This window comes from Nitrospira sp. Kam-Ns4a (assembly GCF_965152595.1).
On record NZ_OZ224218.1, the window covers coordinates 2903373 to 2922221 of the forward strand.

Here is an 18849-nt window from a genome sequence, read left to right on the forward strand (position 1 = left end):
CCAAGCAAGGATCGTCATCGCGAGTGCATGTTCGGAGTAGGCTTGGCAAGCTCAGGGGTCGGCGGATATCGTTCAGCCAGGTTCATTTCGCGCAGGTGTGCCCAGAAACAGGGCACCGTGCCACGTTGAAACCAGTACACGTAGGCCAGCCGGCTGTACAGGCGGATGGCCAAGAACTCCTCTTCGGCCCCTTCCAAGGTTCGGCGCGATACAAAGATGCCGGGGAGCCACGTGTGAAGAGCTTGAACGAAAGCCTCCCAGCACAGCCAGCCGACATAGCCGGCTCGTCGCCGCGGCACGCGTTGCCCAAGCAGCCGCAGCGCGCGTTCAATGGCTTCGCTCGCGGCCTTGACGTCCCCGCGCTTGAAGGCCAACTCCCCCAGCTTGCCTTCGATCTGGGCCCGCGCTAGCGAGGTCTTCGCCAGGCTTCGCGCCCGCTCGAACTGCGCCTGGGCGTCGTCGTAGCGGCCGCGGAGCATGAGGACGTCGCCTAATCCTTCGGCGATCCGATAGCGCGTCGCCGCCTCGGCCCCCGCCGCCCCCCGGTCGGCGATCCGGTACTGCTGCTCGGCGCTCGCCAGGGCGAACTGGCGCCGCGCCTGCTCGGCCGCGGCCAGCGCGTAGGGCAGCGCCCGCTCCGGCTCGCCCGCCGCGTCGAAGTGGTAGGCCAGCTCGAAGCGCTGGTCCGGGCACTCGGCCTCCATGTGTAAGGCCGCCTGGCGGTGGAGTTCCCGGCGCTGGGTCTCTGACAACCGGAGGAGGACCGCGTCGCGAATCTTGTCGTGGACGAAGCTGCAGTGGCCCGTGCCGCCGTCCACCCACACGAGGTGCCGCCGTCGGGCCTCCTCCAGCCCAGCGATTACCTGGTCTGGGGGCAGGCCGGCCAGCAGTCGGGCCGCCTTCACCTCGAACTCCTTGCCCAAGACCGCACCGACCGAGAGCAGGTGCAGGGCTTCCGCCGACAGTCGCTCCAGTCGCCGCGTGAGAAAGACCGCGGCGCGGTAGGATGACTGCGCCTTCGCCAGGGCCGCCGGTTCAACCCGCCAGCCCGCTCCATCCGCTACCAGGGCGCCGATTTCCACCAAACCATGCAGTACCGCGGCCGCCATGAACGGACTCCCGGTGGCCAGCCGCGCGACTACCTCATGGACTTCCCTGGGCACGGGGCCGGCCATGGACTCCACCAGCTTGCCCACGTCGTCTTTGCCGAAGGGGTTCAGGCGAAGAGGGGCGCCGGCCGGCAGGCGGCGCACAAGATGATCGGCGGGCACCTCTTCGGAACGGAACGCCGCAACGACCAGCACGAACCGGTGTGGCGGGACTCTGCATCTTCTTGGCCTTGCCGCGTCACCCGGTGACTCAGCCAGTGGTGCAGGAGCTTGATCGTGAGGTCATCCGCCCACTGACAGTCATCGAGCAGCACGACAGCAGGCTTGGCTGGCGTGCCGAGCGCATCAAGCAGCGTGGCCAGGGCTCGCAGGCTGCGGACTTCGCCGAACACTTCCGGCCCCAGGGATGCTACGGCGTGCACCCCCAGCGGCGCTGCCAGCGGAGGCAGCGCCGCCGCCACCGCCTCGACCTGGTCGCCGAGTTGGTGGCGCAGCGTCTCGGCCCAGACCGGCTCCGCCCGCGCTCGCGTGGCCACCGCTCCCACCACGCCATCCAGCAGGTGAAACGGTCGCTGTACGGCCTGATCCCGGCCCTGGCCGCGCAGCACCCAACCGCCGTCGGACTCACACCGGCGTGCTAGCTCGTCGAGGAGCCAAGTCTTCCCGCCGCCCGACTCAGCTTCCGCAGGACCAATCTGCCCGTCCCGCGCCTGGCCTCCTGCCAACGGGTCTCTAGTTCCTCGGTCTCTTGGTTCCGGCCGATGAAGACGGGCTCCGCCAGCGTGCGCCGCCGATCCCGCGCCCCGATGACGACCACGGGCTCCGGCCTGCCACGGGCGAGCGCCTCCGTCAGCTCGCTCCAATCGGCGAGCACCCCCTCGGCGGATTGGTAGCGATCCTGCGGGTCCTTCTGCAGCAATCGCTGCAGAATGTCGTCCAGGGCCCGGGGCACGGCCAGACCCAGGCTGCGCAACCGGGGTGGCGGGGTGGACAGATGGTGCCGCAGCAGCTCGCCGAGCGCCTCCGCCTGAAACGGCGGGCGCCCCACCAAGCACTCAAAGAGCAGGATGCCTACCGAGTACAGGTCTGACCAGGGACCCAGGTCGGCCTTGATCAGCCCGGCCTGTTCCGGCGCGATGTACCGGGCCGTCCCGGCGGGCAGATCCCGGATCGAACCGTCTAGCCGGTCGCTGCGCGCCAGGCCAAAGTCAATGACGGTGGCCTGCACGACCGGCCCGTCGCCGTTGACGATGAGGTTGGCGGGCTTGATGTCCCGATGCCGCACCCCATGACGGTGGATGTCGCGGAGGGCCTCAAACAGGCAGCGTCCCAGGGTCAGGGTGTCCTGGAGGGACAGGGGGCTGGCAGCCAGCCGGGCCTGGAGCGTCACGCCGGGGACATAGGGCGTGACGAGGTAGAGCCGGTCACCCTCCTGCCCTAGGGAGAGCAGCGGGGCTAGCCAGGGGCTGGCGAGCCCGGCCAGCACCGTTGCTTCGTGGTCCAAGCGAAGTTTCGTCTCCCGCGGCAGGGCGGCGGCCGACGCTGTCTTGACCACCACAGGAGTGCCGCTGGCCAGGTCGGTGCCGAGCAGGGTCTCGATGCCATCCCCCTCTTTCAGGAGGCGCTCGGCGCGGAAGCGCCCGCCCACAATGCAGCCCTCCTTCGCTAGGCAGGGGATCATGGTTCGGCTACGTGGTGAGCAGGAGAGTGAGCGAAGGCTGAAGTGGGGAGAACCCCGGCGGCACTCGTCACGGTCGTCGCCCTCGCGATTGCAGGCTGGAGACAGATAGGGCTATAGCGGACAGGCTCCTCTACATAGGGAGGTTTTGCGCCAAAGATCAATCCATGTGATGGGGGGAGGCGGGTGAGGGGATGAGGACGAGGGGATCGTCAGCCGGGCTTCTCGGCCACCGCGACGTAGGCTTGATCGCCGAAGGTCGAGTACACCTGCGTCCGCTCCACCCCGCTGGCCGCCAACAGGGCGATCAGCTCGTCTCGATGAAACGAGCGGAAGAAGCCGTCGCTTCGGCCCTGCCGGAGCATACCCCATGCGGTCAGCAGGTGAACCCCTTCGTCTCGGTCGCTGGGCCGCTCCGTCAGGTGGATCATGGTGCGATAAAACGGCGACAGGTCGGCTGAAGGCTTCAAGAGGGTGACGATCAGCCGGCCGCTCGTGGCTAGAACCCGGACCAGCTCGCGTAGGGAAAACAGGGGATCGGGAAGGGCTGCCAGGACCAGGTTGCAAACGATGCGCTCGAAAGACCGGTCCCGGAAGGGCAGGCGCTCGCTGAGGTCGGTCAGGCAGAAGCTGGTCAACAGCGGATGGGGTTGCATTATCGGCCGTTGGGGCCACTGCCCGGACTGGGCCAGAAGGTTGGTGATCCGTTGCTTGGCTCGGGTCAAGGCCGCAGGCACGAGGTCCGCTCCCAGGTACAGGTACTGGGTGGCTGGCGCGGCGAGCGTGGCGGGAGCGGCAACGCCGGATGGCCGGTAGGCGTGATGGACCTGAAGGAAAAGGCCGAGGTGCCCGTTGCCGCAGCCGGCATCCAGGATGCGCGCGCCCTGCTCGATCGGCTCCATCAGGCGGACGAGGTGGTCCAGGAGTTGCCAGTATTCCGTGACGGTGACGGCGTTGCGTTCGTGCTCCAGATAGCCCCGCCACCACTCCGCCAGTTCCCGGGGCGCCATCCAGCGTTGCAACCGAGACCGCTCGGTCTCGAGCCGTTGCTGCCGGCCGATCTCGCGTTCGCAGGGCTCCTGCAGGTCTTCTGGTCGCACGAAGGGGTAGCACTGCTCCCAGCACATCTGAACGAGTTGTTGGCACACCGGTCGGGCCTGCTCGGGGTCGGCCTCCAGGCGAGGGAGTGGCCGAGGGATCCGGCAGGGCGCGGCCGTCGGAGCGGCGAGGGCGGCCCGCACTGCCGAGACCGCCTCCTCGGTGGTCCACGCCTCGTCCTCGGCTGTGACGAGCCGCACGGGGATCTGGAGTTTCGCTGCGTCGCGCACCGTGGTCTGAAGATTCGCGTACCCCTTCGCCACCGCGTCCTGCAGCCAGCGGTCGGCGTCCACGTTCAAGCCGAACAGGTTGAAGAGGCCGAGGGGAAGCTGCTCGAGGGAGGCGCCGATCAGGTCCTGGCCGTGGTGGGCCAGGAGCGCAGCCTGCACGTCGAGGACGCCCGCGAGCAGGACAAGCAGCTCGACTCGCTTGTGGTCGGCCACCGCCTTCACCGCGACCCGGCCGGCCAATCCGGTCGCGAGCACGACCAGCGGGCTCAGTGGCCAGGCCTGGGCGGCGTACTCGATGACGGCGGAGAGGTCTTCCTGCATACTCGAGAGCGTCGTCCCGCGGATGTCCCCGTCGCTTTCGCCCACGTGGTCGCTGTGGTCGTAACGGAGGGCTCGGAACCCGTTGCAGGCCAGGGTGTAAGCCAGCCGGATGTAGTCTCGTTTGGTCTCCCCGTAGCCGGGCGCGATGATGGCGACCGGGCAACCGGGTGGCAGAGCGCCGCGGCGGCAATCCAGGTACAAGACGAGGCGCTGCCCAACCCGGTTGCGACAGTCGGTCAGCTCGCTCACGATGCGGGACTGCTGGGCCCCTTCCACGCGGCAGGAGGGAGCGGCCAGGTATCGGCCGACCAGCCCGGCGAGCGGCTTCAGGGCCTGGCCTTGCGAGGCGGGAAACCGGAGGCCAAGGCGCATCATGGGCGTCGGTTCTCCACAAGCTCCCGATACGATCCAGGCCACTTTTCCCTCTACGGTGAGGGGCCGGGGGGGCGCCGCGGGCGCGCCTGCGGCGCTGGTCGGGGCTTCCGCCGGGAGGAACAGGTGGAGTCGCACCCGCTGGCCCGGTGCGTATCCGCCGCTGGTCACGCGGACCAGGGCGCCGCCGAAGCTCACGTTCTCGGTCGCCGCGCGGAAGCGTCCTCCGGACGACGAGGTGCTGTCCAATTCCAGGTCCGCGTCCAGCGCCAGGGCCAGACGAGGAGCGAGCCGGCGGTCGGCCATTCGCTCCTGCGGTGGAGCCCCCCGCGGCTCCGCCGCCGGGCGCGACAGACGGCCGTGCATCTGCGTTCCTGCCTCCAGCAGCAAGGCTGCCTGCTCAAGGTTGGGGTCGAGCGCGACGATCACGGTGAGAGCGCCCGTCTCGTTCCGGACTGCGTGAAGCAGGGAGGCGAGGACCCGGAGTTCGAGCGGCGGCACGGGATCAAACGCGATGGCAACGCCTTGCGCGGGGCCATCTGCGTGCTCCGCCGGGGCGCGGATGGCGCGCGGGGCCAGGGCGACGCCGCGCAGCTCCAGCAGACCCGCTTCGCTGAGGAAGCCGAGCCGAAGCGGCTGGTTCCTGCCGATCGGCGCTTCTCTGGCCGTGATGAGGAGCAGCCCGTGAAGGTTGCCGTCCCGCACCGTGCCCTTCCAGGTGCGGCCGCCCAGGCGGAGCTGGGCGTGCAAGCCGAGCGGACTCCGCGGGGAGCGTCGGCGCTCCGTCGCGGAGGGGCGGACGTCGCGATCGCTCGCGCTGTCTTCGGGGCGCGGCGCGGGCGCGGCCGGGGGGGGCCTCGAGTCGGCCGCCGACTCGCGCGCGCCGACGTCCTCGCTCACCGGTCGGAGCACGCCGACGGTGCCGATGAAAGTCCCGCGGCGGGTATAGACTCCGATGGCGTTCACGGCGACCAGCTTGACCACCTCTCGATCCCCCGGCTCCCCCTTGCCGAGCAGGCGGATACGGAGGTCTCGGGTCGCCCGCGCGCCTGTCCGCCGCTCGTTGAAGGGCCCCTCCGCGATCCTCCGGTCGTCGGTGTGGACCAGGTTCAGCCAACGCGTGCCGATCAGGTCCTGCGGCTGGTACCCCAGCAGCATCCGGACTCCTGGACCGATCGTCGTGAAACAGCCGGCCGCATCGAGCTCGTAGGGCACGTCGGGGATCGCCTCGAGCAGGCTTCGGTAACGGGCCTGAGCGGCATGTAGGCGCTGCTCGAGGTCCCGTCGGTGGAGGGCCGCGCTGACCGCGGCCAGCAGCTCCGCGAGGAAGGCGGGGGAGCTTCGGTAGAGAAAGGCGTCTGCCCCGGCCCGGATCGCCTGGGCGGCGTGCTCCTGCTCGCACCGATCTGAGTGGAGGATGATCGCGGCATCCGGGGCCCCCACCCTCAGCTCGGAGAGAAGCGCGGAAGCGGCCTCGCCCGAAAGCTGCGCGTCCACCACGATCATGTGCCACTCCTCGAGTGCGGCCCACTCGATCATCTCGCTCGCCGAATAGACGGCCTCCACCCGGCAGCCGGGAAAGGAGCGGCGCAGGGCCAGGGTGATCTGCTTGATGTCTTCGGCCAGCTCGCAGGCAAGCAAGGCGCGGAGGGCGGCCCCGGGGTTCATGCGTCGTTCCTCTGGGGAGCGCCGGAGTGCCAGCCCCTTGGTGTGATGGGACTCCACGTCTCGCGCCGTCGAGCCGCGTTCGGAGGCGCAGGGTGGTTCGGCCTCATACGGAATGACCACGGGCCGAGGATTTTCGCCAGTCGCAAGGGTCAGGAAGTTGCCGGGAAGTCGACGCGAGGAGGCTTATGCCACAACAATATATAGTAGTCAAGCCCTGTTCTTAAGTAGGAAGGCCGCAACATCTAGGGTTAACGCGTCGCCGGCCCACTGAGGGCTCCGGGCTGTGCAGTGTTAAGGTGCAGCGGGCCGGACCCGGGGGGGCACAAGGGAGGCGGTCAGAGACCAGTCAGCGCTGGGACAGGGCAGTTTCGTGGGGACAGGGGCCCGGGGTCATGTACAGCAGGTAGTTGCCCATCCCGTGCTGCACGTTGGGATCGTGCAGCGGGTGGTGGTAGACCATCACGATCTCATAGTTGTCCCGTTGATTCACGGAGAATCCCCGGCCGTCTCGATAGACCTGATGGGGCTGGAACTCGAGGAAGGTGCCGTCTTGGGCGACGGCGGGCACGGTCCGCAGCAGCGTCCGCATCCGGGTCTTGTCCTCGAGCGCAGTCAGAAGAAGCTGGTCGTGCCCATGCGGATAGGCGAACTTCACACAGCCGTCCACGCGGAACTTGAGCGGGGCGGACAGGACATGCACGCCCGGCTTGATCTCGATCCCCTCGTCGGTCTGGTCCGGGCCCCGCTGCCCGAACTTGCTGTAGCAGACGATGTTGACGCCCACCTGGTAGACTTCCAGCTCCTTGATCGGGACTCCCTCGGGGGCCATGTACATGGTGAACCGCGCCATCACGTCTTTCGTCGGTGGGGCCTTGTGGTAGAAGGCCACGACGGACATCAGGTTCTTGCCCTTCTCCAGCTTCACCCCGTAGCCCTCCGGAAAGCGCGCCTCGGCCATCTCGAGGCCGGCTCCCCCGAAGAAGAGCGGCTCGCCGGGACAGGAGAGGCTCTCCTTGTCGGTGTTGATCATCAGGATGTGATGCAGGTAGTTCTTCGGAAGCGGCCGTCCGTCCTTGGTGAAGACTTCGGACTTGAAGCCGATCAGATACATGTCCTTCGGAAGCTGGAACACGTGCTTGGGCATGCTCGCGGCGAGCTCGCCGTCGTGGGCCGAGGGCAGATCAATGGGGCCAAAGGTCAGGGTGACGATGTGGTCCTGGATGGACACGCTCGTCGTCGCCTGGCCGTTCAGCGTCGGGACGCTCTGGTGCGCATGGTCCTCCGCCGCGAAGGCTGATGCGGCGGAGGCGAGGACGGCGAGCACGGACACGATCCAGCGAGACATGGTTCCTCCCGTCGAGTCTAAGGGTTGCTTCTGAAGACGGAGCGGCTTCGTTCCGTCATGGGTTTTCCGATCACGGCTTCGCGGTGGGGGTGGGGGCCGGCTTCGTCCGCTTCCACACGTAGGTCCCGCCCCACTGGCGCGGGGGAATCTTATTCTTATCCCCGACGCGAGTGTACCACCACACCCCTCTGGCCTCGTTGCCGTCCGCTGAGAGCAGGACTTCGAACCCGCCTTCCCGGTCGTTGCCGGATTGGTGCCAGGTGCCCTGGATCTTGCCGTCCACGATCGCGGTGGTCCGGATTCGGCCGCCCTGCCAGGAGTAGGTGCCGTTGCCGTCTCGATCCAGGGTCGCCGTGTAGGATTTGTCCTCCTCCTGGATCTCCCATTCCCCGCTCAGATCCGGCTTCGTCAGCGCGGCGGGTGGAGGCCCGACGGCCGACGTGGCCGGATCCGGAGCCTTCTCGGCGACCGACAAGGCCCCGCCCCCCGTCCGGAACGATTCATGCCAGGTCACGACCATCCACGTTCCGTTGCGCCGCTCCAGCACGCCAGTCTCCCGCAAGGGGAGCAGGGTCCGCGTCTGCTGCGCGCCGGTCCCGACATAGCGGATATAGTCCAGCTCCATGGCGAACCAAGCAATGTCCCCTCGTTTCCAGACGTTCAGCATGACGATCGGGATCTCGAGTCGGTCCACCGATCGAAACTCCTCGTCCATCTGTGCTGCGAATTCCGTCCACCCGACGTATTTCCGGCCCGCAATCGAATAGCCGATGGCGTCGGGGTCCTGAGCCATGAACCGGGCCATGGCGGCGAGGTCCTTCGCGGCGTTGGCCCGGACCAGCGCGCGCAGCACCTCCTCGGGCCCCAGGGGCTCGGCGGCTGAGGCGTACACGTTCGTCCAGGGCCAAGCGGCCAGCAGGAGCGCCAGGACCCAGCGGGCGCAACCTGCGCCACGAACGGTGCGTTCGACGTGGAGTAGCGTCACGAAGACTCTCGTGGGGGACAAGCCCAATCGCAGGAAACTGATAATTGAGGGCGAGGCTACGCGGGCCTCGGGCGTTTGTCAAGGAGTTTCTCGTTTGCCGCCGGGCCCCGCCCTAAAGGTTCTACGCAGTGTCCTGCGGCGACAGGAGCGGCGTCGGGGATGCGGGGCCGTCTGACCCGCCTGGATGCCGCTCGCAGGGCAGCGTGACGTAGATCGTGGTACCGTGGCCGGGGGTGGATTCGATGGCCAGGGTACCGTGCAGGAGCGCGGCGCGCTCGCGCATGCTGGGCAGCCCGAAGCGCTGGGCGCGGCCCGCCTCCCGCAGCGTCGCCTCCACATCGAAGCCCCGCCCGTCATCCTCGATGATGGCCCGCACGGCCGAGGCCTGTCGCTCGAGCACCACGCTCACGAGCGTCGCGCCCGCGTGCTTGGCCACGTTGGTGAGCGCCTCCTGCAGGATCCGGTAGAGGGTCAGCTCGATCGCCGGAGGCAGCCGGCCGTCTAGCCCCCGGGCGTGCACGTCCACCGCGATGCCGTAGGCCTGGCGGTAGTCGGCCGCGTAGCGCTCCAAGGCGGCCACGAGGCCGAGGTCGTCGAGCACGTTGGGGCGCAGGCCGACGGCCAGCCGTCGTACGTCGTCGAGGGCCTGAGCGGCGATCCGCCGTACCTTCTCCGCGTGGGCCTGCGCCGCGGCCAGCGTGGGCGCGCGCGCGATGCCATGCAACTGGACCAGCAGCGCCATGAGGGCCTGGCCGGTCTCGTCGTGCAGCTCGCGGGCGAGCCGCGCGCGCTCCTCCTCCTGGGCGGAGATGACCCGCTCGAGCAGGCGGGTGCGCAGCTCGGCCGCCTGCACCCGGTCGGTGATATCGCGGATCAGGCTGCTGAAGAAGCGCCGGCCGTGCTGGGTGAACTCCCAGAAGGCCAGCTCCAGGGGGATCTCGCGACCGCTCTTATGCCGGCCGGGGAGCTGGACCCGTTCCCAGGTCAGGTGGCGCTCTCCCGAGGCGCGGTACCGGGCGAGGCTGATTTCATGCGCCCGGCGCAGCCGTTCGGGCATCAGCATGGTAAGCGGCTGGCCGAGCAACTCGGCCGCGGCATACCCGAAGATCTGTTCGGTGGCGCGGTTGACAAACACCATGGTCCCGGTCTCGTCTATCGTGATGATGCCCTCGGCGGCGGTTTCGGCGACGGCGCGATACCTGGCCTCGCTGTCGCGGAGGGCCTCCTCGACCCGGCGGCGCTCCTCGATCTCGCGCTGCAGGCGGGCGTTGGATTCGACCAGCTCGGCGGTCCGGGCGGCGACCCGTTGTTCGAGGTGCTCGTGGGCGGCGGTCAGCGCGGCGAAGCCCGCGGCGTTCTCCAGGGCGGCGCCGGCGAGCGCGGCGATGAACTCGGCCAGGCGCCGCTCCTCCTCGCCAAAGAGCCGGCCGACCTGGCGGTGGGCGACGTAGAGACAGGCGGCGGGACTGCCGCGCACGATGATCGGGGCACAGAGGGCGGAGCGGATGCCGGCGAGCACGACGCTGTCGGTGGGCGTCTCGGGGAGGCCCTCGACCGCTAGCACGGGCGCCCCGGCAGTGAGGGCCCGCTCGATGAGGGTGTGGCTGTAGGCGGCGTCGGGCGGCGCATCCGGCGTCCAGCCGGCGCCGGCGTGGGCCGGCCGGACCGGGATCACGAAGCTTTGCTCGCCGCGCAGGAGCGTGAGCGCCCCGTCGCGGACGGCGGCGAAGACATCCTCCGGGGTCAGGGCCCGGGCGATGGCGCGGCCGACTTCCAAGACCGTGGCAAAGCGGTCCGCCAGGGAGAGGGTGCCCGTCGTGGCCGCGGCGGAGCCGGCCTCCTCGTCGAGCCCCGCTCGCCGCTCGCGCAGGAGCTGGTCAGCCCGAGCCTCGTCGGCGGCCGCTCCCGGCCACCCAAGGGCGAGTCCGACTTGACCGCGCGCGTGCAGGGTCTGGGCGTATTCGTCCTGCGCGCCCTGGGCTTCGGCCACCGCCAGGCTCTCGGCGAAGGCCCGCCGGGCGCGGTGCGTGCGTCCGCGGGCGGCGGCCAGCAAGCCGCGCTCGCGCAGCACGTGCGGCAGATCCCCGGGAAACTTTCTCGCGAGCCGTAAGGCCTGGCGGATCGTCCGCTCCGCGCGCCGGAGCAGCGACCGGCGCTGCCGCCGGGCCCAGATCGGCGCCCGCGTCAGGACCTCGCGGAGGGCCGTGCCCAGCCAGACCAGGGCCGGCGCCACGTAGGCGTTCATCATGCCGGTCTGCTCGAGGATCCGGCACGCCTGCTCCAACACAGGCACGGCCTCGTCGGGCCGGCCTTCCTGCAGGAGGCGGATGCCCTCGGCCTGTAACAGGTTCGAGGTGCGCTGGACATCCTCCTTGAGGCGGCCCAGCTCGATCTGGATGGCCTCCGCCGGGACGCGACCACCTGAGGCCTTGGACCAGATCTCCAGGCTGATGCCCGGAGCCTGTGCGTCGCCGAGGTCGAGCCCAGCCTGGTACACGCGCCGCGCCTCGTGGACCGCCTCGCGCAGATGGCCCAGACGGTATAGGCTGAACGCGATGTGGTAGCGTGCCAGGTTGACTTCCCACTGGTCTCCTGTCCGCTCGAGGAGGCGGAGCGCCTCCCGGCACTTCTGCATCGCTTCCTCGTAGCGGGCGGCCGCGAACAGGATGACCCCGTAGAAATGGAGCGACTGCCCCTGCCCCCACAGGTCTCCCAGCGCCTGCCGGATGGCCAGCGACTTCTCGACGTAGGCGATGCCGCGCCGGAACAGCGGGATCAGGCTGAGCGCGGGTGCGTGCTCCGAATAGGCCTGGGCGAGCTCCAACGTCGGGGGATACCGCTCGGCCAGGTTCATCTCCCGGAGGTGGGCCCAAAGGCAGGGCACCGTGCCCTTCTGGAACCAATAGGCGTAGGCGAGCCGGCTATACAGCCGGATCACGAGCAGCTCCTGGTCTACCCCGTCGAGGGAGCGCCGGCCGACGAACAGGCGGGGCATCCAGGTGTGCAGGGTCTGGCTGGTGACCTCCCACAGCAGCCACCCCAGGTAGCCGGCCTTGCCACGCGGCACGCGTTGGTGCAGGAGCCGCAAGGCCCGTTCCAGGGCCTCGCTGGCGCTCTTGATATCCCCGCGCTTGAAGGACAGCTCCCCGAGCCGGCCCTCGACCTGGGCGCGGGCAAGATCGGTCCTCGCTAGCGTGCGGGCTTGCGTGAACCGCTCCTGCGCCTCGTCATACCGTCCCCGGAGCATGAGGACGTCCCCGAGTCCTTCCGCAATGCGGTACCGCACGGGGGGCTCGGCGGCCCGGGCGCCGCGCTCGGCAATCCGATATTGCTTCTCGGCGATCTCCAACGCGTGCTGGCCCCGGGCTTGCTCAGCGGCGGCCAGCGCATAGGGGAGGGCTCGCTCGGAATGCCCGGCCGCGTCGAAATGGTAGGCGAGGTCGTAGAACCGAGCCGGTTCAAGCGCCTCCAGGGACAGGGCGGCTTTGAGGTGGAGTGCCCTGCGGTCTCCGTCAGGCAGCTGGGCGAGGAGCGCTTCCCGGATCTTATCGTGGACGAACTTGCACTGACCGTTGCCGGGATCCCACCACACGAGCCGCCGCCGGCGGGCCTCCTCGATACCCGCGATTGCGCGGGCCTCGGGCAGCTTGGCCAGCCCTCGGGCGAACGCAAGATCGAACTCTCGCCCCAGGATCGCGCCAACGGACAGGATCTGCGTGGCCTCAGGAGGGATCTGCTCGAGCCGCTTGGCCAGGAACACGGCGGCCCGGTACGAAGAACGGGCCTCCGCGAGGGGGTCCGGTACGATCTTCCAGCCCGAGGTGGTCGGTAGCAGGGCGCCGGTCTCCACTAAGCCGCGCAAGACCGCTGCTGCCATGAAGGGGCTTCCCGCGGCCAGCTTGGCCACCACCTCGACGGCCTCCTGGGGGACAGGCCCCGCCATGGACTCCACGAGCTGCCGGATGTCCTGGGGGCCGAAGGGGGGCAGTGCCAGGTGCAACCGCGGCGTCAGGCTGCGAAGGAGGTGGTCGGCCGGGACCTCTTCGGATCGGAACGCCGCGACTACCGTGACGTAGCGGCCGCCGGTCTCATCCTGCTGGCGGCGGTGCCGGTGCCAATGGACGAGGAGCCGCAGGGTCAGCTCGTCGGCCCACTGGCAGTCATCGAGGAGCACGAGCGCTGGTTGCGCCGCGGACCCGAGGGTGTCGAGCAACAGGGTGAGGGCCTGGACCGTCCTCAGTTCCCCGAAGGCCTCCGGTCCGAGTGACAGGGCGGGATCGGGGTCCAGGATCTCTTGCAACTGCGGGAGCGCCGCGGCCGCCGCGCCGCGCAGCTCGCCGAGCCCGGTCTGGAAGGTGTCCGCCCACGCGGGCTGCGCCCGGGCGTGCGCCACCAGCTCGCCGACCACTCCGTCCAGCACCTGGAAGGGGCGCGGCGCGATCTGGTCCTGGCCCTGGCCGCGGAGGCTCCAGAATCCCAGTTCCCCGGCCTGCCGCATGAGCTCCTCCAAGAGCCGGGTCTTGCCGCCGCCGGATTCCGCCTCGATCAACAGGAGCCCGCCCTCCCCTTGCGCGGTGCCGCGGAGGTGGGTCTCCAGCCGGGCCAGCTCGTCGGCGCGGCCGATGAATGCCGGCTCGGCCAGGGTCTGGCGCCGGTCCCGGGTGCCGATGACGAGGCTGGGATTGGCGATGCCGCACGCGAGGGCCGTGCGCAACGTCTCCAGATCCGCCAGCACGGCCTCCGCGGCCTGGTACCGGTCGCGCGGGTCCTTGCGGAGGAGCCGCTGCAGGAGGTCGTTGAGTGCCCGCGGAGCAGGGACGCCGAGCTGCTGGAGGTCCGGGACCGCTACTGTCAGGTGCTGGCGCAAGATCTCGGCAACCGTCTCGCCGCGAAAGGGGAGTCGGCCGACGAGACATTCGAACAGGACCAGCCCGCCCGAATAGAGGTCCGAGTACTCACCGACCTCGTCCTTGATCAGCCCGGCCTGCTCGGGCGCCATGTACTGGATCGAGCCAGCCGGCTGGTCCCGGAGCGAGACATCCAACCGGCCGCTCCGAGCGAGGCCGAAGTCAATCAGGGTCGCCCCGGGCAGCGGGGCGCCCTCTCCCAGCATCAGGTTGGCCGGCTTGACATCCCGGTGGAGCACGCCGTGGGCGTGGGCGTCCCGTAGACCGGCGAAGAGGCAGACGCCGACGGTGAGTGCATCCTGCAGCGGTAGGGGCCCGGCAGCCAGTCGCGTCTGGAGCGTGACGCCGGGAACATAGGGCAGGACGAGAAACACCAGGTCGCGGTCGGAGCCCAGGTGCAGCAGGGGGACGAGCCAGGGACTCCGGATCTCCTGCAGGAGGCGGGCTTCATGCTCCAGGCGGAGCCGGGCCTGAAGCGACAGGCAGGTTGTGGCGGTCGTCTTGATGACGACCGGGCCGCCCCGATCAAGGTCGGTGCCGAGGAATGTGTCCACACCCAGACCGGTCTTGAGCAACCGGTCGGCGCGGAAGCGTCCGCTGAAGATGCGCGGCTGGTCGGTCACGGGGTTGCTCGCAGTCGTAGAAACCCCGGAGGCGCGCGGTTCCGGATGAGCCGGGTCCGGCCCGAGCCTGTTGCGCCGCAGTGTAAGCTTCTTGCGGAAAACTCGATACTATCTATAGTGATCACTATAAAGTGATTAGAGTCTTATACCTGGATTATGGCCTGGGTGGGAGCGGTCCGGCGTCGCAGAGGTCCATCGCTACTAGCCCGGAAAATTCACGACTGGCGCCATAAAAAAGTCATCGAGGCTCGAAACTGTGCTATAGGAGCGGTGCTCAGGCACTTCTACAGACAGTTGGGAGGGAACTCGATGGCGACAGACTGTATACCGCAAGTGACCTTTGAATTCTACGACAAACTGCAGCCGGTGGTGGCGCGCTTTGATCAGGCGCAGGCCAGCACCGATGGCGGGGCGGTGTTGCTGAAGGCGCTGGATGACCAGCTCCAGTTGACCGATCAGCTCGCCGGGTGTCTGGTCGACCGCCGGGATCCCGACAAGATTCGGCACACGGTGCGGGATCTGCTGCGACAACGGATCTTCGGCCTGGCCTGTGGGTACGAGGATGGGAACGATGCCGCGCGGCTAGCGAACGATCCGTTGCACAAGCTGGCCGTGGGCCGAGACCCACTCACCGGGGCCGCCTTGGCCTCGCAGCCGACCCTGTCCCGCTTTGAGAATGCCGTCGGCCCGTGGGCCTTGGCGCGCATGGGACGGACCATGGCCGCCACCGTGATCGCCCAGCACCGCCGCCGGCTCAAGGGGCGCGCGCAGCGCATCACGATCGATCTGGATCCCACGGACGACCCGACGCACGGTCAGCAGGAATTCACCTTCTTCAAGGGCCACTATGACACCTGGTGCTATCTGCCGCTGGTAGCCACGCTGACCTTCAATGACGAAGCCGAGCAGTATCTGGTGGCCATCGTGCTGCGCCCGGGGAACAGCCCGGCGAAGCGGGGCGCGGTCGGGTTGGTGCGCGGGCTGCTCCGCCGCCTGCGCCGCGCGTTCCCGACGGCGGCCCTGCGCGTCCGCGTGGACGGCGGCTTCGCCGGGAACGACTGGCTGGCCTTCCTGGAGGCGGAGCGGGTCGAATACGTGGTGGGCCTCGCCGGCAATGCCCGGCTGGACCGGCGGGCCGGCAAACTGTTGGCCGAAGCCTGGGCGGGCTCGAAGGCCAGCGGCCGGACCGAACACCGCTATGGGGAGACCCAGTATGCCGCTGCGTCGTGGTCCCATCCCTGGCGGGTGATCATGAAGGCCGAGGTCGTGCGGCTGCCGGGACGGGATCCGACATGCAACCCGCGGTTTGTGGTCCCGAAGCTCCCCGACGACCCGGCGGCGGTCTATGCGCGCTATTGTCAGCGCGGCGACATGGAGAACCGGCTCAAGGAGCTGCATCACGGGCTGGCGTTGGACCGCACGAGTTGTTCGCGGTTCTGGGCCAACCAATTTCGGGTGCTGCTCACCGCCGCGGCGTACGTGCTGCTCCAAGCATTGCGGCGGCGCGCCCAGGGGACCGTCTGCGCCACGGCGCAGGTGTCCACCCTCCGCGACCGGTTACTCAAGCTGGCCGTTTGGGTGGAAGGATCGGTCCGTCGGCTCGTCCTGCACCTGCCTCGTCCTGCGCCATGGCGCCTGACCTGGCGCCAACTGGCCCTGGCCGTGGGCGCCTCGCCTGGGTAACCGAGGGTCCGGGGCTGGGTCGAACACGGTCTCCACCTGCTCTTGCAGGAGCGGTGTCTCCAGATCCGGCCTGACACGACTGGTCTGATGGGCTGCAACCAGACGGAGACCCCGGGCAGCCCTCACGTTACACGTCCAGAGACCTCCACGCACTCGGAATCGGCGCCGATGGCCCGCAGAACTCTGCGATCGGGTGACCTGGGCCATCAGTCACGAATAAAGCAGGTTAGGGATTGGTGATCCAAGCGGAGCGGCTGCAGTGTTTCAAAAAGCGCAGCAGCTTGTAGAGCGCGTCGGCCTGAGGAACGAATATGTTGCCTCGATATTGCCCTGGCTCGCCACAGCTCTTCACCATGAGATAGAGAGGCTTTCAGTGTGGGAACCTCACCGCCGCCGAGCGCTGCTGGGTCACGCACACACCACCGTGCGGAGGGGATTGCGCCTGGCCCGCAGCTTCCAGAACAACCTCCCGCACGCCTTGCGTGAATGCGGGCTGCTCGCTGCCATACGCGGGCGCCCCCGCCGGGCGCTCAAGCACTTGAATGAAAGTCTCGCGGTGGCCGAGCGGCAGGGCGCCCGTTACGAGTATGCCCAGACGTTGCTCGCGCGCGGCCAGGTCGGCTGCACCCTCGGCTGGCCCGGGGCCAGCGACGATCTGGCCGCCGCCGAGCGGTTATTGCGTGAGCTCCGGGCGGGCCTCGATGACGAGGGTAGCCCCGCCGCTCGCTCGGCGCACACACTCTCCCTGGCCGACCGCTTCGCCACCATCCAGGAGGTCGGCTGCCGCATCGCCGCCGCGCTTTCCCCTGACGCAGTCTTCGCTGCCGTCAAGGAGGGTGCCCTGAAGTTGCTGCGGGGCCAGCGCTGCCTCGTGCTCACAATGGAGCGCACAGCCGATACCGACGAGGACCGCCTGGCCAGGACTGATGAGCCAGATGCGGCCTATAGCCAGACCCTCGTCCGTCGCGCTCTGGATCTCCGCCGCCCCGTCGTCGTGCCCGAAGGCCTGTCGCCGGACGCGACCGACAGTGTCGTGCTCGCCGGCGTGCGCTCGGTCCTCTACGCACCCATTCTCGTCCGTGGGCGGCCGACTGCCTGCTTCTAGGTGACCCAGCGCCACGTGGACGGGCTCTTCGGCGAGGACGAACGGTGCCTAGCCGAATTCATCGCCACGCTAGCCGGGGCGGCCCTGGAAAACGCCGAGGGGTTCGCCCAGATTGAAGCCCTCTCGAAGTTCTTGCACCAGCGCACGGAAGCGCTAGAAGACAGCGAGGCGGCCCTGCGTCGAGCCCAGGACGAGCTGGAACGCCGGGTCCTGGAGCGCACGGCCGCCCTCTCGGAAGCCAACGCCAGGCTGCTCCAGGAGATTCACGAGCGGCAGCGCGCGGAAACGGCGCTCCGGGAGAGCGAAGCGCGCTATCGGATGGTCGCCGAAACCGCCGCCGAAGCCATCATCACCATGGACGAGACCGGGGTGATCGTCTTCGCCAACCGAGCGACCGAACAGATCTTCGGATACACGGCCGCCGAGTTGGTGGGCCAGCCGCTCACGGTCTTGATGCCTGAACGGCTGCGCACCCGGCACGAGGTGAGCCTGGCCCGGTACCTGGCCACCGGGCAGCGCCACCTGACGTGGGAACGTATCCAGCTTCCCGGCTGGCCAAGAGCGGCCGAGAGATCCCGCTGGAGCTGGCCTTCTGGGAGTTCACGCAAGCTGGCAAGCGCTACTTCAGCAGCCTGGTGCGCGACATCACCGACCGCGTCCAAGCCGCCGAGCTGCGGACCCGCCTGCTCGATCAGGTCATGGCCGCCCAGGAGGACGAACGCCGCCAGCTCGCGCGGGAACTGCACGACGAAACCGGGCAATCGCTGATGTCCCTCCTGCTGGGGCTGCACACGATTGAGGCCGCCACGACCCTGGAGATGGCTCAAGCTCAGGCCCGTCAGTACCGACAGATCGCGGCCCGCACGCTGGACGAGATTCGCCGGCTGGCGATGGGCCTGCGGCCGAGCGTGCTGGACGATCTGGGGCTGGTCGCCGCCCTCGAGCGGCATGCAGCCGAATACACAAAGGCCCACGGGATCCTGGTGGACCTCCACGTCCATGGGCTGGAGTCGTGTCGGCTGCCCATGGCCATTGAAACGACGCTTTATCGCATCATTCAAGAAGCCCTGACGAACGTGGCCAAGCATGCCAAGGCGACCGTGGTGGGCATCGTGCTGGAACGCAAGCCTGGCTGGGTGCAGGCGATTGTGGAGGATAACGGCCGCGGATCGATGTCGAATCGACCCTCCGGAGCCCCGGGCCCGCGAACCACCTCGGCCTGCACAGCATGCGCGAGCGCGCCTCGCTGGTGAGTGGACGATCGAGATCGAATCCACGCCGGGAAACGGGACCACCCTCTACGTAAGAGCTCCCTATGGCGTCGGTCCGGACAGCAAGCAATAGGAGCAGGCCGCCTTTGCGGCGCTTTGCCCAAGGCCTTCACAAATCAACGATACCCATTGACATATGAGGATTTTTTCCCCATCATGGTCCTGGCACGAACCGGATAGAGTAACTCGTTTGTCCTAAGCAGAACCCTCTGGCTGGAGTGGTTCGGAACCATCTCTCTCGAATCAGGATGCAGGCTTGTCGCGCCCCCTACTGCGTGACTCCGATCGGGTCCTCTTGTGACCTTGAGATTCCGCACACGAGTGCAATGCAACCCAGGGAGAGCCGTCTTGAGGAGGGAACGTAATGCAAGGTGGTCTCAGTGCTGACGTCGGTTTGGGCGTCCCTGTAAGCCTTCCGTTGATCCTCGATCTTCAGGGTTCTCTTGACAGAGGA

10 protein-coding genes and 1 pseudogene are annotated in these 18849 nt (G+C 68.5%); 4 read left to right on the forward strand and 7 right to left on the reverse strand.

All coding sequences use genetic code 11. From position 1 onward, the window contains the following. Positions 1–14 precede the first annotated feature (14 nt). From ACWHYQ_RS14515 to ACWHYQ_RS14545, 7 genes are all read right to left on the reverse strand, one after another. Positions 15–1253 (reverse strand): tetratricopeptide repeat protein, encoded by a 1239-nt coding sequence (locus tag ACWHYQ_RS14515; RefSeq protein ID WP_447972829.1) that lies wholly within the window; start codon positions 1251–1253, stop codon positions 15–17. After that, a complete protein-coding gene (locus ACWHYQ_RS14520; RefSeq protein ID WP_447972830.1) occupies positions 1217–1834 on the reverse strand; it encodes an ATP-binding protein in 618 nt (205 codons plus the stop codon). Before ACWHYQ_RS14520 ends, ACWHYQ_RS14515 begins: the two co-directional genes overlap by 37 nt. Continuing rightward, positions 1747–2757: a serine/threonine protein kinase gene (locus ACWHYQ_RS14525; protein ID WP_447972831.1), complete on the reverse strand. Its 1011-nt coding sequence runs from the start codon at positions 2755–2757 to the stop codon at positions 1747–1749. The genes ACWHYQ_RS14520 and ACWHYQ_RS14525 overlap by 88 nt, the downstream gene beginning before the upstream one ends. 242 nt (positions 2758–2999) lie before the next feature. Beyond that, positions 3000–6476: a PilZ domain-containing protein gene (locus tag ACWHYQ_RS14530; protein WP_447972832.1), complete on the reverse strand. Its 3477-nt coding sequence runs from the start codon at positions 6474–6476 to the stop codon at positions 3000–3002. Between the two features lie 346 nt (positions 6477–6822). Next, positions 6823–7821, reverse strand: a complete 999-nt coding sequence (locus ACWHYQ_RS14535; RefSeq protein WP_447972833.1) for a hypothetical protein — start codon at positions 7819–7821, stop codon at positions 6823–6825. 70 nt (positions 7822–7891) lie between these two features. Next, positions 7892–8806, reverse strand: coding sequence for a YybH family protein (locus tag ACWHYQ_RS14540; RefSeq protein ID WP_447972834.1), 915 nt, complete (start codon positions 8804–8806; stop codon positions 7892–7894). A 121-nt stretch (positions 8807–8927) separates the two neighbouring features. Further along, a complete protein-coding gene (locus ACWHYQ_RS14545) occupies positions 8928–14336 on the reverse strand; it encodes a protein kinase domain-containing protein (protein ID WP_447972835.1) in 5409 nt (1802 codons plus the stop codon). Positions 14337–14645: 309 nt separating this feature from the next. On the opposite strand from ACWHYQ_RS14545, the gene ACWHYQ_RS14550 reads away from it, so the two are divergent. The 4 genes and pseudogenes from ACWHYQ_RS14550 to ACWHYQ_RS14565 all read left to right on the forward strand — a co-directional run bounded on the left by ACWHYQ_RS14550 (position 14646) and on the right by ACWHYQ_RS14565 (position 18377). Continuing rightward, positions 14646–16019: an IS1380 family transposase gene (locus ACWHYQ_RS14550; RefSeq protein ID WP_447972836.1), complete on the forward strand. Its 1374-nt coding sequence runs from the start codon at positions 14646–14648 to the stop codon at positions 16017–16019. 424 nt (positions 16020–16443) lie between these two features. Next, a complete protein-coding gene (locus tag ACWHYQ_RS14555; RefSeq protein WP_447972837.1) occupies positions 16444–17124 on the forward strand; it encodes a hypothetical protein in 681 nt (226 codons plus the stop codon). Positions 17125–17478: 354 nt separating this feature from the next. Further along, positions 17479–17634: pseudogene (locus ACWHYQ_RS14560) on the forward strand (PAS domain S-box protein); the annotation flags it as partial. Positions 17635–17651: 17 nt separating this feature from the next. Beyond that, positions 17652–18377, forward strand: a complete 726-nt coding sequence (locus tag ACWHYQ_RS14565) for a PAS domain-containing sensor histidine kinase (protein ID WP_447972838.1) — start codon at positions 17652–17654, stop codon at positions 18375–18377. The last annotated feature ends 472 nt before the right edge of the window (positions 18378–18849 follow it).